The organism is Chitinophaga sp. 05T412 (genome assembly GCF_056396465.1).
The window spans coordinates 45,247-64,560 of sequence record NZ_JBFTLN010000015.1 but is presented as its reverse complement, the minus strand read 5'-3'; the positions used below and the strand labels follow the sequence as shown (position 1 = coordinate 64,560).

The window sequence follows — 19,314 nt, the reverse complement described above, 5'->3', positions numbered from 1 at the left end:
TTATTCTCCTGAAGGTTTTTTAATGGGGGTATTTATTTTCACCGGTTCGCCAAAGTCCGGGCTGCCATCGGCTCTCCAGTTAATGAGTTGTATGCGTGGATTTCTTCGTTGCCCGCAACCTTCCCCTGCTTTGGAATTGGCGTGGTAAATGATCCAGTCTTCCCGGCCATCCGGCGATTTAAAAAAGCCGTTGTGGCCCGGTGCATAGGCGCCATTCTCCGGTTTGCGCTGCAACACCGGCTCCGGAAATTTGGTCCAGCTTTGTGGCTGCAACGGATCGGCCCCATGTTTCAACTGCAGCATACCCAGGGCATAGTTTTCTGTCCAGCAACCGCTGGCCGAAAAAATCAGGAATATTTCTCCTTTGGCGTTCTTCAATATCTCCGGTCCTTCATTCACGCCGTTCTGCTCCCATTTGTACTGCGGGGCGGCTATTTCTACCCGAGGCGATATCAGCGTCCAGGGATTGGCCATGCGGGCAATATAGAGGCGCTGAATGCCATCTTTTCCATTGTGGCCACTCCAGATAAAGTACTGACGACCTTTATGCATGAAGACAGTACCATCGATAGCAAAATAATTGGCAGCGGTGTCCTTTATTTGTCCTCGGTCTGTCCAGCTACCGGTAGTAGGATCTTTCGCGGTATTTTCCAGTACAAACGTATGTTGCGGATGTATGCTATCAGATGATCCGGCGGTGTAATACAGGTACCATTTATTATTCAGGCGATGTAATTCCGGCGCCCAGATGTCCCTGGCATTAGGCCCTTTGGCGGGAGGTGTCCAGACTACGATTTCTTTTGTTTTCCCCAGCTCCGACATGGCCGGGGTTTTACGCATCACCAGATTATGTCCGGTGGTGTTTAAATAATAATATAGGCCGTTTTCCCGAATCACCCAGGGATCAGGACCACTACCCAATAAAGGGTTGGTAAACACACCCGCCGTATCCGGTGCAGCGGCCTGACAAACAACGCTCATCAGTAGCAGGCATAGCAGGGAAAGTAGTGGACTACTTTTCATAACATGGATTTAGCTTTTGGTCTTAGTTAAGCGTAAAAATCACGCTTAAAATAGTTCTTCAAAGAAAAGAATTCCTTTGCTTCACTGTGTATCCATTTATCTCAATTTTTCACTTTTTTGTATCAAACTTTATAAAAAAAAGCAAAAAGCTGAAAGCAGAAAGCAAAAAGCTATTTTAGCGGATGATCAAAGCGTATTTTATCTATGGATAGAATTAGACAGATTATCCGCTAAAATAGCTTTTTGCTTTATGCCTTATGCTTTGTGCTCATGATAAATGCCAGACATTATATTCTTCTTTTACTGTTGCTGCTGAGCAAAATAACGTACAGCCAGGAAGCCAACTTCATTCACTACCAGGTAGAGAATGGTTTGTCGCATAGTGCAGTGATATGTACCCTGCAGGACCAGCAAGGCTTCATGTGGTTCGGAACGCTCTACGGCTTGAACCGTTTTGATGGCAATACCTTCCGTGTATTTCGCCGCAGCAACGAACCGGGCAGTTTAGGCGGCAATTTTATATTGAGTCTTTTTCAGGATGATACAGGACTCCTCTATGTAGGAACCGACAAGGGCGTGTACGTATACAATCCGCACAGTGAAAAATTCCGTTCCATGAATAAACGCATGAACGGAGATATACGGGCCATCACAAAAGATACGCAGGGAAACATCTGGTTTGTATCCGGCGGCAGTTTATTCCGTTATCATACGGCCACCGACAGTTTATACGATACCCCGCGGGCATTTGATGCCACCTCTGTTTGTATGGGGAGTGATGGCCACTTATGGGCTTCTTCTACCGATGGAAAAATAGCAGTATATGATCCGCAAAAAAACACCTTTACCAGCTATCCCCTTTTTGATCACTCTCCTGCCACCAGCACACAATGGATACAAAAAATTGCCTGCCTCGGTAAAGACTCCATCTGGGTATGTACCAATACGCAAGGCGTTAAATTATTTGATCTGCGCACCCGTACCTACAAAGATTTCATCGCTACCGCCCCGGATCACGCAGAGATATATGCACGGGATATCATTCCCCGCACCCCGGATGAATACTGGATAGCATCGGAATCAGGTATCTATATTTATCATCTTCAAAGCGGTGAAATCATCAACCTGAAAAAAAAATATAACGACCCTTACTCGCTTTCTGATAATGCAGTATATAGTTTTTGTAAAGATAAAGAAGGCGGTATATGGGCGGGTACTTACTTTGGTGGCATTAACTACTTCCCTCAACCGTACACCGCTTTCGAAAAGTTTTTCCCACAAACCGGTATTCCTTCTTTAAGCGGGAATGCCGTAAGAGAAATTCATCCCGATCGCTACGGACATTTATGGATAGGTACGGAAGATGGCGGCCTCAATAAATTCACCATTGCCAACGGTGCTTTCAGCAATATTAAGCCACTGCCACCGCCGCAAACGGGCTTGTCGCACACCAATATACATGGCCTGATGGTCACCGGCGACTCCCTGTGGATAGGTACTTTCGAGCATGGACTGGATATACTGGATATCCCTACCGGCAAATTCATCCGGCATTACAAAGCCGGATCTGCTGCGCATCAGCTGCATAGCAATTTTATTTATGCGATGCTGCGTACCCGCAACGGTGATATTCTCATTTGTACTACGAGGGGATTATATCAGTACAACCGTATACGGGACGATTTTGAAGAAGTACCGGAAGTATCTCCGTATATGTTTTATACGGCGGTGTTTGAAAATAGCGAAGGTACCATCTGGCTGGGCACTGTCAGAGACGGGCTTTATTACTATAATCGCCGCACCGGCAAAAAAGGCTACTACCTGCATGATCCAGCCGATCCTCACAGCGTGAGCGACAATCGGACCAACAGTATCTTTGAAGATAGCCACCATCGGTTATGGCTGGCTACAGATGATGGTCTTTGTTTGTTTCATCCGGAACAAAATAATTTTATCACCTACAATACCCGCAACGGATTTTTGAGCAACATGATTTTTAGTATCCAGGAAGATAAACGGGGACTGCTTTGGATTTCCACATCCAAGGGACTAAGTTGTTTTTCTCCGGCTACAGAAAAGGCGGTGGTTTTTACGAAAGCTAACGGATTATTAAATGATCAGTTTAATTACAATTCAGGATACCAGGATAGCACAGGCAATATGTACTTCGGCAGCGTAAAAGGGATGATTCGTTTTAACCCGGATCATTTCCTGCGCAATCATTTCCTGCCACCCGTGTACATCACCGGCTTCCAGGTGTTTAACAAAGAAGCGCAGGTGGGCGATATTCTGAAAAAATCTATTTCCTATACGGATACTATTATCTTATCGCACGACCAATCCTCTTTCAGTATTGACTTTGCCGCGCTGAGTTATACGTCGCCGGAGATGACGGCCTATGCTTACAAAATGGAGGGACTGGATAAAGACTGGACCCACCTGGAAACCAATCGCAAAGTTTATTTCACGAAGTTATCGCCGGGCACCTATCGATTTATGGTGAAAGCCGCCAACAGTGGTGGTAGCTGGGGAGAAGCACCACGCGTGCTTTTCATCAAAATACGGCCGCCATTCTGGGCCAGCTATCCGGCTTATGCCGTGTACCTGTTATTGCTGTGCAGCATTGTATATGCGATTATCCGCTGGTATCATCAGCGGGCATTACAAAAACAAAAGCGACAAATGGAATTGCTGGCGCATGAAAAAGAGAAGGAAGTATACCAGGCAAAGATAGAATTCTTCACACACCTGGCGCATGAAATACGGACGCCGCTTACCCTCATCAAAGGGCCTATGGAAAAGGTGATCCAACATGCTGCAGAGGTGCCGCCTATACAAAAGAACCTGCGGATTATGGAGCGCAATACCAACCGGCTGCTGGATCTTACTAACCAGTTGCTCGACTTCCGCAAAACGGAGATCCATGGTTTCAGTCTTAATTTTGTACGCACCGATATTCCGGAGTTGCTGAAAGAAAACCACCTGCGTTTTACGCCGGCAGCGGAACAGAAAAATATCAAATTCAAAATAGAATTATCAAGTTTACATTTCTTTGCTTATGTAGATGCAGAAGCATTGTACAAAATACTCGGCAACCTGCTGAACAATGCTATCAAATATGCTGCTACCAAAGCATCTATACACTTGTTGCCCGTATCCGACGGAGATACTACCTTTACCATATTGGTAAAGAATGATGGGTATATTATTCCTCCGGAGATGAAGGAAAAAATATTCGAACCTTTTTTCCGGGTGAAGGCCACGGCGGCGCAATCCGGCACGGGTATCGGCTTATCGTTGTCGAGGTCACTGACCATATTGCATAAAGGTACGCTGGAGCTATTACCGGCGGAAGGAGGAGTCAACGTATTTTCATTAACCTTGCCTGTTCACCAGGAAATAGAATTCAATCTGAGCAAATGGAAAATAAGCCACTGATACTGTTAGTAGATGATAATGAAGAAATATTATCTTTCATTGCAGATGACCTGGAAGAGAAATACAAAGTAGCCACCGCCCTGCATGGCGCCGCTGCCCTGCAAATCCTGCAGGAACAGCCCGTACAGCTGGTGATCAGTGATGTGATGATGCCCGTAATGGATGGTTTTGAATTATGCCGTATTATTAAATCCGGTGTAGAGAGCAGTCACATTCCGGTGATATTGCTCACCGCCCGTGATACCCTGCAATCTAAGATACATGGCCTGGAACTGGGCGCAGATGCATATATAGAAAAACCTTTCTCTCCGGAATTTCTGCAGGCGCAAATTGCCAGCTTACTGAGCAATCGCCATAAAATAAAATCCTATTATGCCAGCACGCCGCTGGTGCATATGCGCAGCATGGCCAACACCAACGCCGATGTACAGTTCCTCGAAAAATTACACGACCTGATTAATCAACATCTCACCAACATTGATCTGGATGTGGAGCAGCTGGCAGACTTCATGAATATGAGCCGCCCCACTTTTTACAGGAAGATAAAAGCTATATCAGATTTAACACCGCATGAACTGATTAATATTGCGCGACTTAAAAAAGCAGCGGCGTTATTATCTACCGGTGCGTATAAAATTAATGAAGTAGCAGAGCTGAGTGGCTTTGCTTCGCTGACGAATTTTGGAAAGAATTTCCAGAAACAGTTTGGGATACTGCCATCCAGGTATGTAGCGCAAATACAGTCGGACAGAGAATCATAGCGGGCGTTTTTCTACCATTATTGCCGGCTCCCCTCAAACTTTATCTTGCTCCTCCGCAGGAAAAATGATATATTAGCGATATTCAAAGATCCGGAAACTGGCATCTGACACATATGTGCGCTGATTTCTCATCGCCATAAATGTACAACACACGAACCTTAAATCGATTTTTACTGTATGCATCTACCATCATTGATCATTGACCTGGCATTAATTCTAGGAGCGGCAGGCGTTATTACTTTATTATTCCGGCGGCTGAAGCAGCCGATGGTGCTAGGGTATATCATCGCGGGCTTTTTAGTAGGCCCGAACTTTAATTTATTTCCTACCATCGCCGATGCAGCGGGCATTAAAACATGGTCCGAAATCGGCGTAATATTTCTTTTGTTTTCATTAGGACTCGAATTCAGTTTCAAAAAACTGATGCGCGTAGGAGGCACCGCCACCATCACTGCATTTGTTGAAATTGCCTGTATTACCATAGCCGGTTATTTTACCGGTCAGCTGATGGGCTGGGGTTTCATGGACAGCCTTTTCCTCGGCGGTTTGCTCGCCAGCTCCTCTACCACCATCATTATACGCGCCTTTGAAGAATTGGGCATCAAGAAAAAACCCTTTACCAAAATTGTATTCGGTGTATTGGTGATAGAAGATATTGTAGTGATCCTCATGATGGTGCTCTTATCTACCATGGCGGTAAGCCGGCAGTTTGAAGGCACTGAAATGTTATTTACCATTGCCAAACTGATGTTCTTCCTCGCCATCTGGTTCCTGGCAGGCATCTTCCTACTCCCTACTTTTCTCCGCAAAATGGAAAAGTACATGAATGGCGAAACCCTGCTAATACTGAGTATAGCCCTTTGTTTGGGCATGGTGATTCTGGCCACCAAAGTAGGTTTCTCTGCGGAACTTGGCGCCTTCATCATGGGTTCTATCATCGCAGAAACCACTTCTTCCGAAAAAGTAGAACACCTGATACAACCCGTAAAAGATCTGTTCGGCGCCATCTTCTTTGTATCCGTTGGTATGCTCATTAACCCGGAAATGATTGTGGAATACAGATGGCCCGTATTATGGATTACCTTATTAACCTTAACCGGTAAATTTCTCAGTACCACCATTGGTGCCCTGTTATCCGGTCAGCCACTGAAACAGGCCGTACAAGTAGGTATGAGCATGGCGCAGGTGGGTGAATTTGCCTTCATCATTGCTACATTGGGCGTTACCCTTGGGGTAACGAGTGAATTCCTGTTCCCTGTAGCAGTAGGCGTATCCGCTATTACTACGTTTACTACACCATACATGATCAAGTTTTCTGTGCCCTTATACAACTGGCTGGAAAAAATTATTCCCGCACGCTGGTTGAATGCCCTGAACCGGTATAGTGCCAGCTCACAAACCTTACAAGCGGAAAGCGACTGGCGCATTGTACTACGCAGTTATGTAAAAGTAATTATACTGAACACGGTGATCATACTGGCTATTATCCTGCTGAACACCTATTATATCGGTCCTTTTGTGATCAAATATCTGGGCTACTCCTTTGGTGTACGATTGCTCTGTGTGGCCATTGGTATTGTCATGATGTCGCCGTTTATCTGGGCACTGATGATCCAGAAGATCTCCAGTAATTCCTACAAAGCCCTGTGGCTCGACTCCAAATACAATCATGGTCCGCTGGTAGTAGTGGAAGTTGTTCGTAACATCGTAGCGGTGCTGCTGGTAGGATTCCTGGTCAATCAATACTTCCCCTTCTGGCAGGCGTTGGCCGGTACCGCCATCGTGATGGCTTGTGTACTGATCATGCTCCGTTCACAATTACAGAAATACTATAACCGTATTGAACGCCGCTTCCTGGCTAATCTGAATGCCCGCGAAACCGCAGATGCCGCCGCAAATAAAAGTGCTGCCGCCGACCTGCTGCCCTGGGATGCACAGGTATCTGAAATAGAAATAGACCCATGGTCAAGCCTGGTGGATACACCACTGGTGAATTTACAACTGCGGGAGAAATATGGTATCAATATCGGTGCTATCAAAAGAGGGAATGTAACTATCTATGCACCTACCCGCGATGAAAAATTATTCCCACATGATATTCTCACCGCCATCGGTACAGAAGCACAACTGGAAGAATTTAACCGGGTTGTCAATACCCTGAATATTGAAAGGAGTGATGATGTAGCAGATGAAAACATTGGCTTAACCAGCCTGGTGGTAGATGAACACAACGGCCTCAAAGGCCAGACCATCCGCGATTCCGGCATCCGCGAAAAAACCAAAGCCCTGGTAGTAGGTATTGCCCGTGGTGGAGAGAAAATCCTGAACCCCGCTTCAGAAACGGTGTTTGAATGGGAAGATGTGGTGTGGCTGGTAGGCAACCGCAAAAAAATACTGGAATTCTCAAGAAGTAAATCATAACAAATACAGTGTGGGCAGTCAAATACTGCCCACACAGCTATCACCTCAAGCCTTCTCCAGGAAAGCCCTCAGCACATACTGCAGAATACCACCATGCCGGTAATACTCAATTTCTATCGCTGAATTCAATTTACATTTTACACTAAACGTAACCGGATCACCGGATGCCCGCACTGCTGTTACACTTAACATTTTTCCAGGAACAAGTGCGGTAGACACGCCAGTGATGGTAAAGGATTCTGTACCGGACAGCTGCAAAGTCTCCGCATTTTCTCCATCCGCATATTGCAATGGCAACACACCCATTCCTACCAGGTTACTACGATGTATACGTTCATAACTTTCTGCAATCACCGCTTTCACCCCCAGGAGATTGGTCCCCTTGGCGGCCCAGTCGCGGGAAGATCCGCTGCCATATTCCTTGCCCGCCAATATGATTAACGGCACCTTATTGGTCGCATATTGCATGGCCGCGTCAAAAATAGGCATCACCATGCCAGAAGGAATCACCGTAGTAAATCCGCCCTCTTTCGGCGATAATTCATTTTTAATACGCACATTGGCGAAAGTTCCGCGTATCATCACCTCATGATTACCCCGGCGGGAACCATAAGAGTTAAATAACCGGGGATCAATACCATGATCCAGCAGGTATTTGCCGGCAGGCGTATCTGCCTTGAAAGATCCGGCAGGTGAAATATGATCCGTGGTAACCGAGTCGCCCAGCTTCAGCAATACGCGGGCATCTTTGATATCTTCCAGCGCCGCCGGTTGCTCTGGGAGCCCGTTAAAAAACGGTGCTTCCCGGATATAAGTAGAGTCGTTGCTCCAATGATAATCCTTTCCGGAAGGTGCCAGCAGCCCACGCCACTGATCATCTCCATCAAATATTACTTTATACACGCGCTCAAAATCTTCCTGCTTGACTGCTGCGGCTACGGCTTCATTGATTTCTTCCTGAGAAGGCCAGATGTCGCGGAGATACACCGGTTCTCCGTTGGGGTCATATCCCAGCGGATCAGTAAGCATATCCACATCAATACGCCCGGCAATAGCGTAGGCCACTACCAGTAATGGCGAAGCCAGGAAGTTCATTTTTACCTGCGGATGCACGCGGGCTTCAAAGTTACGGTTGCCCGACAGCACAGACGCTACCACCAGATTGCCCTTATCTACTGCTTCCGCAATAGCTGGCGGTAAAGGACCACTGTTACCAATACACGAAGTACAGCCGTAACCTACGATATGAAAGCGCAGCGCCTCCAATTCCGTCAACAGGCCTGCCCGTTTCAGATATTCTGTAACTACCCTGGAACCTGGCGCCAGGCTGGTTTTCACCCAGGGCTTTACATATAAACCGCGACTAATCGCTTTTTTAGCCACCAGCCCGGCACCTATCATTACGCTGGGATTAGAAGTATTGGTACAGCTGGTAATAGCAGCAATGGTAATTGCCCCATCACTCAGCACATATTCTTCATTTTTCAATTTAATACGCACCGATTTGAGGTAATCTACTTCTACGGCTACTTCTTCTACCGGCTTTTGGATTTCGTAGGTAAATGCGGTACCGGAACCACCCTCTGATAACCACGCTGTATCGCGGCGCTTGCCCTCCGGCGTATACATCCGTTTAAACTCTTTGCTGAGCAGGGATTCAAATTCATTGTGCAGGTCTCTGACGAGGATACGGTCCTGCGGCCGCTTAGGACCCGCTACCGCCGATTGAATACCACTCAGATCCACTTCCAGTATATCCGTATACGTGATGTCCTCATTCCCATGCCGCCACAACATGTTTTCCCGGCAATATGCTTCCACTTGCGCGATGTCCTCCTTGGAGCGGTTGGTGCGGTGCATGTACTGCAAGGTTTGCTGATCGATCGGGAAATAGGTAACAGTACAGCCAAATTCGGGCGACATATTGGATATAGTAGCCCTATCCGGCACCGACAATTGATCCAGTCCATCGCCGAAAACTTCTACAAATTTGTCTACCACCCCGTATCTACGCAGCAGCTGTGTGATGGCCAGCACCATATCCGTGGCGGTAACTCCTTCGGTAAGCCGACCGGTTAACTTTAACCCAATCACTTGCGGACAGCTAAAATAAATCGGCTGTCCCAGGATAGCCGCTTCTGCTTCAATGCCACCTACGCCCCAGCCTAATACGCCAATACCGTTTACCATCGGCGTATGAGAGTCCGTTCCTACCAGTGTATCGGGAAACAGCCAGCCATCGCGGTTAATAACGCCCTTGGCCAGGTATTCCAGGTTTACCTGGTGACAAATACCCATCCCCGGAGGTACCACGGTAAAATTATCGAAAGCCTGTTGCGCCCATTTAAGCAGCTGATACCGCTCTTTGTTACGCTCATATTCATAGGCAACATTTTTTGTATAGGAGTAATCGGTGCCGAAAAAGTCGACCTGCACGGAATGGTCCACTACCAGGTCTACTGGTATCGCCGGATTAATTTTGGCGCCATCCCGGCCTTTGCGGATCACTTCTGCGCGGATAGAAGCAATATCCACCACAGCAGCTACGCCGGTGAAATCCTGCATCAGTACCCTTGCCGGCTTAAACGGTATTTCTTTATCGGTGCCAGCGGGGTCCCAATTCACCAACGTTTCCAGGTGTTCATCGGTGATCGCGAAGTTATCGTGGTTCCGTAATACATTTTCTAATAAGATCCTGATGGAAAAAGGGAGACGGGAAATTCGGCGGCCTTCCTGTTCCAACTTGCTGAGTGATGCGATACGAGGCTCCATAATAAATGATTAGTTAACGACATTAAGGAAACAATGACCCAAAGGTTTTGTTGTATAAATATACCTTATTATGAACCTTTTACGCTGCTTTAATATTAAAATAACCCTGCAATGGCCATGCACTCCCGCTTCCTAGCTTTAATGTAAATACCCCTCAAAATGACCCAGCAATTAAAAGTCCCCTCGACTTCCCGCCTCGTGCTGGAAGCAGCCATGCAACTCTACACCTCTCCCCTGCAACAGCGCTATATTGAAGCCATCGACTTCAGTGAAACCAGCCGCCTTTTTTACGAACTGAAACGGCATTATCCCCTCGTTATTGACCTGGTTTGTTTGCGCAAACAGTGTATCCGTGCCATGCTGCATGAAAGGATTACTCACTGGCCGGGACAACAGGTCATCCTGCTGGGATCAGGTTTGGACCCGCTTTCTTTATATCTCCTGGAAAAATATCCCAAACAGATTACCACCATTATAGAAGTAGACAACGGCTACATCGCAGAAAAACAACAACTCTATGCCGGCATTATTCCCGGTGAACCACTGATCCGGTTTTCAAAATGTGATGTGACTGATACAGAGCAGCTGTGGGGTAAACTGCTGGAAAATGGCTACCGGGAAGAGTTACCGGCCACCATTGTTTTCGAAGGACTACTTCATTACATCAGTAACGACGCGTTTATTAAAACCATGAAACTGTTTAAAACGCCTACCAGAAGAAATCTGGCGATGCTGGATTATTCGTTATCGGAAGAAGATGTACCAGCTGCGTTTCTTCCTACGCACCAGGGCGTTATCCGGATACTGGAATCCTATGTGAACACGCATTTAAACGTGAACAGTCACGCCGACATGGCCGGCATTATTTATCAGCTGGATGCTACCCTGGAAAATCTGGAACCCTTGTGTGAAACAGAAAGAAAAATTACCGGGCGCAATCGGATGTTTCATGCTCCCGGCGAAGGCGTAGTAGAGATGTTGAGCTTTAGCTTGTAACTACCCACTCATCATTCTTAACAGCTAGACACTTTCCCACCAATGCTCCTGTGGTAAATGCTCTCCAAGCACCACTGGCGCTCCTATTTTCGGCGTTGTAACGGGCAGGCCGCGCTGGATGGCGCTGGCAGTTACCCGTTTGGCGGAATCATTCCAGGAGTGATTCGCCAGTGCAAATTTAGCCCAGTGTACCGGCAACAATACCTTAGCCTGCAGATCAATGGCTGCCTGCACAGTTTCTTCCGGCTTCATGTGGATAAACGGCCAGTTATCGTTGTACTGCCCACACTCCAGTATCACCAGGTCAAAAGGACCGTATTTATCACCGATGGCTTTGAAATGGGTATCATAACCAGAGTCTCCGCCAATTAAAATCCGGTAGCCGAAGATATCCAGTACGAAGGAAGACCAGAAGCTTCCTCCTCTCTTCAATCCACGGCCAGAGAAATGTCGTGCAGGCGTAGCTGTTAGATCAATTTCCGGAGCGATATGTGTGGTTTCCCACCAATCCAGTTCCGTGATATTATTTTCGGTAGCCAGGCAGGATTGCAGGTCCCGGCCCACTCCCAGAGAGGTGAAAATCCTTTTGGTATGAGGTTTTAACCGGGCCAGTGTTTTTTTATCGAGATGATCATAATGATTATGCGTGATAATCATCGCATCTATCTCCGGCATATCAGCAGGCGTATAGGCATCTGCTCCGGGGAAAGCTTTGATCATGAAAGACATCGGGGAAGCGCTGCCACTAAACACCGGATCTACGAGGATATTGAAACCCTTTACATGGAGCAAATAAGACGAATGCCCGAACCATACTATCACCGGTTTTTCTGAATACAAATGTTTCAGGTCTGTTTTCACAGACGGCAGTGGCGCTGGCGGTCTTACATCTGCCGGGCGCTGAAAGGTTTCTTTCAACATCTGGTAGTAGGTAACATCATCCGGCTTCATGGGGGTGAAGGATAGATTTTGAAATACGCCGTCCCGGAAGTTCTCCGATTGTTGTATTCTTTCCTTTATAGAAGGTGATTTGCGCTGCATGTATTAAAGTTAAGAAGTGTTTTATAAAAAACGTTCTTATAGCGAAGACGAATAGCGGGAGAATATATTGTATAAAAAAAGCCCGCTTAACAGCGGGCCTCTGCATTCAACCTATCTCAAAAAAAACATGTCCTAACGTACCAGGATTCTTTTGCCTCTGGCCATGAGCCGCAGCAAACGGGTGTTCCCATAAAATGCAGAATGGTACCGGGCATCGGCTCTGCGACGTTCGCCATAAGCCTTTAATACCGCATCTGCGGTAACGATGCCGGTTACTTTTTTATCTGCGTCCAGCACAGCCAGTACATCTGGCGGATAGCTGTTCAATAACTCGGTGACCAGGTTAATATCATCTGATGTATAGAGATAGGGCGCTGCTGATTCCAGGGCGGCTGAAATAATACCAGTGCCTTGTGGCGACAAATGTGCGCGGTCGAGATAGCCTTTGAAGTCGCCGTTATCATCTGTTACCAGCAGGTACTGATGATAATAGGTAGCGGCGTGTTGTTGCAGCAGGTGATGCGCCTGCGCCAGCGTCATGTTACTCCGCAGCGTTACCAGTGGCTTCAGCGCTACGGTGGCTACATTGATCAGTTGCAGGATATCCGGTGTATATTCATCGGGGGCGGCTACGCCTCTGCGACGGATTTTTTCGGTCATAATACTTCCCTTCATCAGGAAGAAGGACACAAAATAAGCAGTCGTACAAGCGCCTACTAATGGTAACAGACCATGTGGCTGCCCGGTTGTTTCCAGTGAAAACACAATAGCCGTCAGCAATGCGCGGGAAGCGCCGGCAAACATGGCAGCCATACCGATCAGTGCGGCAGTGGCAATATTAATATCGCTGCCGGGGAAGAACTTCAGCACGAGCATACCCGTCAATGCGCCTAAAGCACCGCCGATGGTGAATAACGGCGCCAGTGTACCACCGGAAGTACCGCTACCCAGAGAGATAACCCAGGAAATATATTTGAGCACACACAGTGATACCACCAATGCCAGTGGCGTATTACCGGTTAACAGGTTCTTGATATTATCATAGCCCACCCCCATGGTATGTGGTGCATAATAACCTACTACGCCGACCACTACCGCTCCTAATGCCGGCCACCACATCCAGTGAATAGGCAGCTTTTCGAACATATCTTCCACAAAATAGACGGATTTTGATACGTAAGCGGCTACTACGCCGATAACGGCACCCATCAGTACATAGGTAACCAGTGCACGGTCTGATACGGCGGGAATATCGGGCATTGCAAAAACGGGGTGACTATCGAATAATCCGATGTGCATACCGGCGCCTACGATACAACCAATTGCAACGGGGATGACAGAGCGGGGAGAAAATTCAAACAACAGCAATTCAATTGCCAGCAAAATAGCGGCCAGCGGGCTACCGAAAATGGCGGCCATACCGGCACAAGCACCGGCAGCCAGCAATACTTTTCTTTCGGCAGAAGAAATATGAATCACCTGTCCGGTAAAGGAACCGAGGGCGCCACCAGTGGCGATGATAGGGCCTTCCGCACCAAAAGGACCACCCGTACCAATAGAGATGGCGGCAGATATTGGCTTGAGTAAGGTGATGACAGGTGGTATTTTACTTTCATTTAAGATAATATTCTCCATGGCTTCGGGAATACCATGACCGCGAATGGCTTTGCTGCCGAAACGCGCCATGACGCCTACAATGAGACTACCAATGATAGGTACCAGTATTACCATCAGCCCCAGGTTGTTACCTGCTGGCCCGGCTTCTTCAAAAGAAAATTTACCGTGAAAGGAAAGGTTGGTGATGAGGCTGATCAGCATTACCAATCCCTTGGCTACAAAGCCTATTGCGATGGCATTGATGCCTGCCTGCATACTGAGGTAAAATACTCGCCGGGACATATTTCCGGCAAACTTTTGTTCTTTTTTATGATTCATACAATGTTTAATGACAACCCTAAAGTGAAAAACAATGCAAAAATATGATCTAAATCATATTAAAACCTATTTTTTCTTTCAAAAACACAAAAAAACATTACTATTGCAATCATGAAAAAAGCCGGGGCCTGCGATTTAAAAACCTGTTTTCTTTGCCAGTTCAGCATTCCGGAGTGGATAGCGGCGGTATCGGATCACAAACAGCATCTTTCTTATAAAAAGAATGAAGTCATTTTTCAGGAAGGGCAACCTGTAAAGGGCATCTTTTTCCTGTATGACGGCAAAGTAAAAGTGCATAAACAATGGGGAACGGATAAAGATTTGATTGTTCGTTTTGCGCAGAAAGGTGATATTCTCGGGCATCGTGGCCTGGGGAGTGGAGAGCGTCTGTACACCGTATCTGCTACGGCATTGGAAGACACGACCGTTTGTTATACTGACCTCGCCTTTTTTGAAGCATCTTTGAAAGTAAATCCTTCGCTTACCTTAAAGCTGATGCAATTTTATGCGGATGAATTACAGGAAGCAGAGAGAAAGATGCGCAACCTCGTGCACATGGATGTAAAAAGCCGGCTGGCAGATGCTTTGCTGGAAATAGGCCGCCTGCATAATGATACACAATTCGCGATCAGCCGCCAGGATCTGGCTTCGTTTGCCGGCACTACTTACGAAACTATTTACCGCAATCTGCAGGACTTTATACAGGAGAAATTAATTGCTGTAGACGGCAAAACCATTCATATTTTAAATGAGAAGAAGTTGAAGAAATATGTAGGGTAATCAGTTAATGGCTGTCAGTAATCTTAGTTTGTCCTCGTTCAATATGGTGTAATTTTTTCCGGCAACGGCCACCAGTCGCTCTTCTATCAATTCATTCAAGACCCTGAAAGTCGTTTCATAAGTAGCGCCAATATAAGAAGCCAGGTCTTGTTTACTCAGCGCAATATCAATAAATCCATCTTTGTTAAATCCGAACTTTTGCTGCAGCAGCAGGAAGGCATTGGCCATACGACCTTTAACATTCATGTGCGCGAGGTTGCGCATATGCTTTTCGGAGGATTGTAATTCCTGTGCATAAAACAGCATGAGTTCATATAACAGGGCATGATTTATTTTGAGAGATGATTGAAAAAAATCCATCTCTATAAAACAAACTTTTACCGGCTCCAGCGCAGTGGCAGACACGGGGTACACCTGTTCACTCCCCATGCCGCGATGCCCAATGATATCGCCTGTTTGTGCAAAACGAACAATCAGTTCTTTTTCTGGTCCCCAGTGTTTATGCACTTTCATGCGGCCTTCGTAAATAAAATAAATGCCATTTACTTTATCTCCTTCGGTAAACAAGGTTTCTCCTTTATTCAGCATAAAGTTTTTCCGGTGCAACGCGACTGCCGGCGCCCATTCTTTCACACACAACCTGCAAAGCAGGCAGGTATTGCCATCACAGCCCTGTTTGTCTTTCTTCATATGTTACATCATTATGTTGTAATTGCCCGGTCGCCGCCAGTACAGCGGATAAGGCCACTACTGCTCCTACTACGATAACAGCGGGATTTCCGATCCCTTCCCCCTGCGCTCTCCATACAATATCCTTTACGGTGCCGGTTATCATGCGTTGCCGGGGTGTAGTCCCTTCCTGAATAATAGCTACCGGTGTATCTCTTTTTCCTTGTTGCACAAATTGCTCCATGATACCTTCCAGTTTGCTCATGGCCATCAAAATGACTACCGTAGCGGTAGAACGGGCAGCCAGTGCAATATCTCCCGAAATATCACCCGCAGCAGTAGTGCCGGTAATGACCCAAAAGCTTTCAGCAGTACCTCTACAGGTAAGCGGTATCATTTGCGAAGCTGGTACGGCAATAGCGCTGGATATGCCTGGAATGATATTTACCGGGATGCCGTGTTGCTTCGCCGCCTGTATTTCTTCTACTGCCCTCCCAAATATAAAAGGGTCGCCCCCTTTCAATCGTACTACATGCCCATGTTGGAAGGCCATTTCTACGATCAGTTGGTTGATCTCCTGCTGGGAAAGTGCATGGCAACCATAGCGCTTTCCTACAAACCGGGTAATAGCCGTGGGTGCTGCATAGGTCAATAATGATTCATTCACCAATGCATCATATAATATCACGTTGGCTTCCCGGATAGTATTAATCGCTTTCAGGGTAATCATTTCAGGATCTCCGGGTCCTGCGCCGACTAAAGATAAGGTGGGATTTGGCACTTGCATATATATTACAATTAAATTTATATAATGTTTTAACCGATCATCATGCTTAAAATTAAAACAAAAACGCTTAATTTTATAATCAACATCATACACCTACCTCATAAATCATCTCCAAAACGCGAAATAACATTATATTAAATTAATTATAATATAATTTAACTTTTTCTGATCCATAAATATACTTCCATGAGAATAGTAGTTATTGGAAACGGTATGGTGGGCTATAAATTTTGCGAAAAAATGATCCCCAAATCGGCCGGCACCGTTACGGAACTGATTGTATTTGGAGAAGAACTCCGCCCCGCCTACGATCGCGTACACCTTACCTCCTGGTTTGATGGTAAAACTGCCAACGACCTCCTACTTGCATCCGCTGAATGGTACGCCCAGCAAGGCATACAACTGCACCTCGGTGATCCGGTGGTACAAATAGACCGGGAAAATAAAACGGTATTATCTCACAAAGGTATCACCACTACTTACGATTACCTGGTGATCGCCACGGGATCAGCTGCTTTTGTGCCGCCTGTACCAGGCATTGATAAAAAAGGCGTATTCATTTACCGCACCATCGAAGACCTGGAAATGATGAAAGCCTACGCCCCCAAATCTACGCGCGGCGCAGTAATTGGCGGCGGACTCTTAGGACTGGAAGCCGCCAAAGCCCTGCTGGACCTCGGCATCCGCCACACACATGTGATTGAATTCTCTTCCCGTCTCATGCCCCGCCAAATTGATGAACAGGGTTCCGCCATCCTGCAAACCAAACTGGCCTCCCTCGGTTTACAGGTACTCACTGGCAAAAACACCCGCGAAATACTGGGCGATGACGCCATCACCGGCTTACAGTTTGCCGATGATACTATTTTAGAGACAGATATACTGGTGGTATCTGCCGGTATCAAACCACGCGACGAGGTAGCTAAAGCCGCCGGTCTGCTTACCGGCCCAAGAGGCGGCATCCTCGTCAACGAACAAATGCAAACCAACGATCCCGCTATCTACGCCATCGGTGAATGCGCGCTGTATAACAACATGATCTACGGCCTGGTAGCTCCCGGTTATGAAATGGCCGAAGTAGCCGCTTCCCATATCACCGGCGACATCAAAGCCTTTACCGGATTTGATATGAGCACCAAACTCAAACTGATCGGCGTAGATGTAGCCAGCTTCGGCGATCCGTTTGCCGACCCGGAAAGCTGCCATAGTATTGTTTTTGAAGACAAATACAAAGGCACGTATAAACGCATCAATATTACTACAGATGGCCAGTTCCTGCTAGGTGGCATCCTCATCGGCGATGCCACCGCCTATAACCTGCTACTCCAAACCACTAAAAATAAACTGGCGTTGCCGGCTAACCCGGAAGACTTACTGCTGGGCAGTCCACGCGGCACCTCCGATACCGGCGCCGGCGTTACTGCCCTCCCCGATGAAGCCATCATCTGCAGTTGTGAAAGCGTTAGCAAAGGCAGCATTTGCCAGGCCGTTACTGATGGCTATGAGACATTGGAAACCGTGAAAAAATGCACCAAAGCCGGCACCTGCTGCGGCGGCTGCACACCTATGGTAAAGGACCTCATCACTGCCACCATGAAAGCGCAAGGCAAATATATCCGCAACGTGGTATGTGAACACTTCGCCTACTCCCGCCAGGAAATGCTGGACCTCATCCGCGTAAAATCACTCCGCTCCTTCGATGAAGTACTCGACCACTACGGCGAAGGAGAAGGCTGCGAAATATGTAAACCTGTAATAGCCTCTATACTGGCCAGTCTCTGGAATGATATGATCCTCGACAAAGGCAACGATACGGCACAAGACTCCAACGATCGCTACCTCGCCAACATACAGAAAGGAGGCACTTACTCCGTTGTACCACGCATTCCCGGCGGAGAAATTACACCGGAAAAACTGGTGGTAATTGGGGAGATAGGTACTAAATATAACCTCTATACGAAAATTACCGGCGGACAGCGGATCGACTTATTCGGCGCCCATCTGAGCGACCTCCCGGACATTTGGGCAGAACTGATTGCTGCCGGATTCGAAAGCGGACATGCCTACGGAAAAGCATTACGTACCGTGAAAAGCTGCGTAGGCTCCACCTGGTGCCGTTTTGGATTACACGACAGCGTTAGCTTTGCCATCCGTATAGAAGAACGTTACCGTGGACTCCGCGCACCACATAAAATCAAATCCGCCGTATCCGGTTGTATCCGCGAATGCGCCGAAGCACAATCGAAAGACTTCGGCATCATTGCTACTGAAAAAGGCTGGAACCTTTATGTATGCGGCAATGGCGGCTCCAAACCTCAACATGCCCAACTACTGGCCACCGATGTGGATAGCGATACCTGCATCCGTTACATCGATCGCTTCCTGATGTTCTATATCAAAACAGCTGATCCGCTCACCCGCACCGCTACCTGGCTCAATAAACTCGACGGCGGCATGGATTACCTCCGCAACGTAGTATTAAATGACAGCCTGGGTATTGCGACTCAACTGGAAACAGAAATGCAGCTGCTGGTAGACAACTACAAATGCGAATGGAAGGAAGTAGTGGAAAATCCGGAATTACGCAAGCGCTTCTCCCACTTCGTCAATGCGCCGGCAGATAAAGATCCTACGATAAAATTTGAAGCCATGCGCGCGCAAAAGAAAGCCGCCGAATGGAAATAATATTTC

The 19,314-nt window shown here is 47.1% G+C and carries 12 protein-coding genes; 6 read left to right on the top strand and 6 right to left on the bottom strand.

Annotation, left to right across the window (positions count from 1 at the left end; genetic code table 11):
• Entirely contained in the window at positions 1-1,023 is a 1,023-nt protein-coding gene (locus tag AC1DFM_RS27260; RefSeq protein ID WP_477079933.1) for a glycoside hydrolase family 43 protein, read from the bottom strand.
• 270 nt (positions 1,024-1,293) lie between these two features.
• Between AC1DFM_RS27260 and AC1DFM_RS27255 the strand changes: the two genes are divergently transcribed.
• The 3 genes from AC1DFM_RS27255 (at position 1,294) to AC1DFM_RS27245 (ending at position 7,643) form a co-directional block, all read left to right on the top strand.
• Entirely contained in the window at positions 1,294-4,461 is a 3,168-nt protein-coding gene (locus AC1DFM_RS27255) for a ligand-binding sensor domain-containing protein (protein ID WP_477079932.1), read from the top strand.
• Positions 4,443-5,222, top strand: a complete 780-nt coding sequence (locus AC1DFM_RS27250; protein WP_477079931.1) for a response regulator transcription factor — start codon at positions 4,443-4,445, stop codon at positions 5,220-5,222. Before AC1DFM_RS27255 ends, AC1DFM_RS27250 begins: the two co-directional genes overlap by 19 nt.
• A 177-nt stretch (positions 5,223-5,399) precedes the next feature.
• Positions 5,400-7,643: a monovalent cation:proton antiporter family protein gene (locus tag AC1DFM_RS27245; RefSeq protein ID WP_477079930.1), complete on the top strand. Its 2,244-nt coding sequence runs from the start codon at positions 5,400-5,402 to the stop codon at positions 7,641-7,643.
• A gap of 45 nt (positions 7,644-7,688) precedes the next feature.
• Here the strand turns inward: AC1DFM_RS27245 and acnA are convergent, their stop codons facing one another.
• Positions 7,689-10,415: an aconitate hydratase AcnA gene (gene acnA / locus AC1DFM_RS27240; RefSeq protein WP_477079929.1), complete on the bottom strand. Its 2,727-nt coding sequence runs from the start codon at positions 10,413-10,415 to the stop codon at positions 7,689-7,691.
• A gap of 159 nt (positions 10,416-10,574) precedes the next feature.
• Between acnA and AC1DFM_RS27235 the strand changes: the two genes are divergently transcribed.
• On the top strand, positions 10,575-11,411 hold the full coding sequence (locus AC1DFM_RS27235; protein ID WP_477079928.1) for a class I SAM-dependent methyltransferase: 837 nt from the start codon (positions 10,575-10,577) through the stop codon (positions 11,409-11,411).
• Between the two features lie 24 nt (positions 11,412-11,435).
• Here AC1DFM_RS27235 and AC1DFM_RS27230 read toward each other — a convergent pair whose 3' ends face one another.
• Both AC1DFM_RS27230 and AC1DFM_RS27225 read right to left on the bottom strand, forming a co-directional pair.
• A complete protein-coding gene (locus AC1DFM_RS27230) occupies positions 11,436-12,452 on the bottom strand; it encodes an MBL fold metallo-hydrolase (RefSeq protein ID WP_477079927.1) in 1,017 nt (338 codons plus the stop codon).
• A 132-nt stretch (positions 12,453-12,584) separates the two neighbouring features.
• Positions 12,585-14,387, bottom strand: a complete 1,803-nt coding sequence (locus AC1DFM_RS27225; RefSeq protein ID WP_477079926.1) for a chloride channel protein — start codon at positions 14,385-14,387, stop codon at positions 12,585-12,587.
• A 111-nt stretch (positions 14,388-14,498) separates the two neighbouring features.
• On the opposite strand from AC1DFM_RS27225, the gene AC1DFM_RS27220 reads away from it, so the two are divergent.
• Entirely contained in the window at positions 14,499-15,167 is a 669-nt protein-coding gene (locus AC1DFM_RS27220; RefSeq protein WP_477079925.1) for a Crp/Fnr family transcriptional regulator, read from the top strand.
• On the opposite strand, the gene AC1DFM_RS27215 is transcribed toward AC1DFM_RS27220, so the two are convergent.
• The gene (locus tag AC1DFM_RS27215) at positions 15,168-15,857 is read right to left on the bottom strand and encodes a Crp/Fnr family transcriptional regulator (RefSeq protein WP_477079924.1); all 690 of its coding nucleotides are present in this window, start codon (positions 15,855-15,857) and stop codon (positions 15,168-15,170) included. It lies immediately after the preceding gene.
• Entirely contained in the window at positions 15,832-16,623 is a 792-nt protein-coding gene (gene cobA / locus AC1DFM_RS27210) for a uroporphyrinogen-III C-methyltransferase (RefSeq protein WP_477079923.1), read from the bottom strand. The genes AC1DFM_RS27215 and cobA overlap by 26 nt, the downstream gene beginning before the upstream one ends.
• A 186-nt stretch (positions 16,624-16,809) precedes the next feature.
• Between cobA and nirB the strand changes: the two genes are divergently transcribed.
• A complete protein-coding gene (nirB, locus tag AC1DFM_RS27205; RefSeq protein WP_477079922.1) occupies positions 16,810-19,308 on the top strand; it encodes a nitrite reductase large subunit NirB in 2,499 nt (832 codons plus the stop codon).
• Positions 19,309-19,314 lie beyond the last annotated feature (6 nt).

Coding starts and splice junctions, on each gene's coding strand:
- AC1DFM_RS27260 (WP_477079933.1), bottom strand. CDS start 1,023: ATGAAAAGTAGTCCACTACTTTCCCTGCTATGCCTGCTACTGATGAGC.
- AC1DFM_RS27255 (WP_477079932.1), top strand. CDS start 1,294: ATGATAAATGCCAGACATTATATTCTTCTTTTACTGTTGCTGCTGAGC.
- AC1DFM_RS27250 (WP_477079931.1), top strand. CDS start 4,443: ATGGAAAATAAGCCACTGATACTGTTAGTAGATGATAATGAAGAAATA.
- AC1DFM_RS27245 (WP_477079930.1), top strand. CDS start 5,400: ATGCATCTACCATCATTGATCATTGACCTGGCATTAATTCTAGGAGCG.
- acnA (WP_477079929.1), bottom strand. CDS start 10,415: ATGGAGCCTCGTATCGCATCACTCAGCAAGTTGGAACAGGAAGGCCGC.
- AC1DFM_RS27235 (WP_477079928.1), top strand. CDS start 10,575: ATGACCCAGCAATTAAAAGTCCCCTCGACTTCCCGCCTCGTGCTGGAA.
- AC1DFM_RS27230 (WP_477079927.1), bottom strand. CDS start 12,452: ATGCAGCGCAAATCACCTTCTATAAAGGAAAGAATACAACAATCGGAG.
- AC1DFM_RS27225 (WP_477079926.1), bottom strand. CDS start 14,387: ATGAATCATAAAAAAGAACAAAAGTTTGCCGGAAATATGTCCCGGCGA.
- AC1DFM_RS27220 (WP_477079925.1), top strand. CDS start 14,499: ATGAAAAAAGCCGGGGCCTGCGATTTAAAAACCTGTTTTCTTTGCCAG.
- AC1DFM_RS27215 (WP_477079924.1), bottom strand. CDS start 15,857: ATGAAGAAAGACAAACAGGGCTGTGATGGCAATACCTGCCTGCTTTGC.
- cobA (WP_477079923.1), bottom strand. CDS start 16,623: ATGCAAGTGCCAAATCCCACCTTATCTTTAGTCGGCGCAGGACCCGGA.
- nirB (WP_477079922.1), top strand. CDS start 16,810: ATGAGAATAGTAGTTATTGGAAACGGTATGGTGGGCTATAAATTTTGC.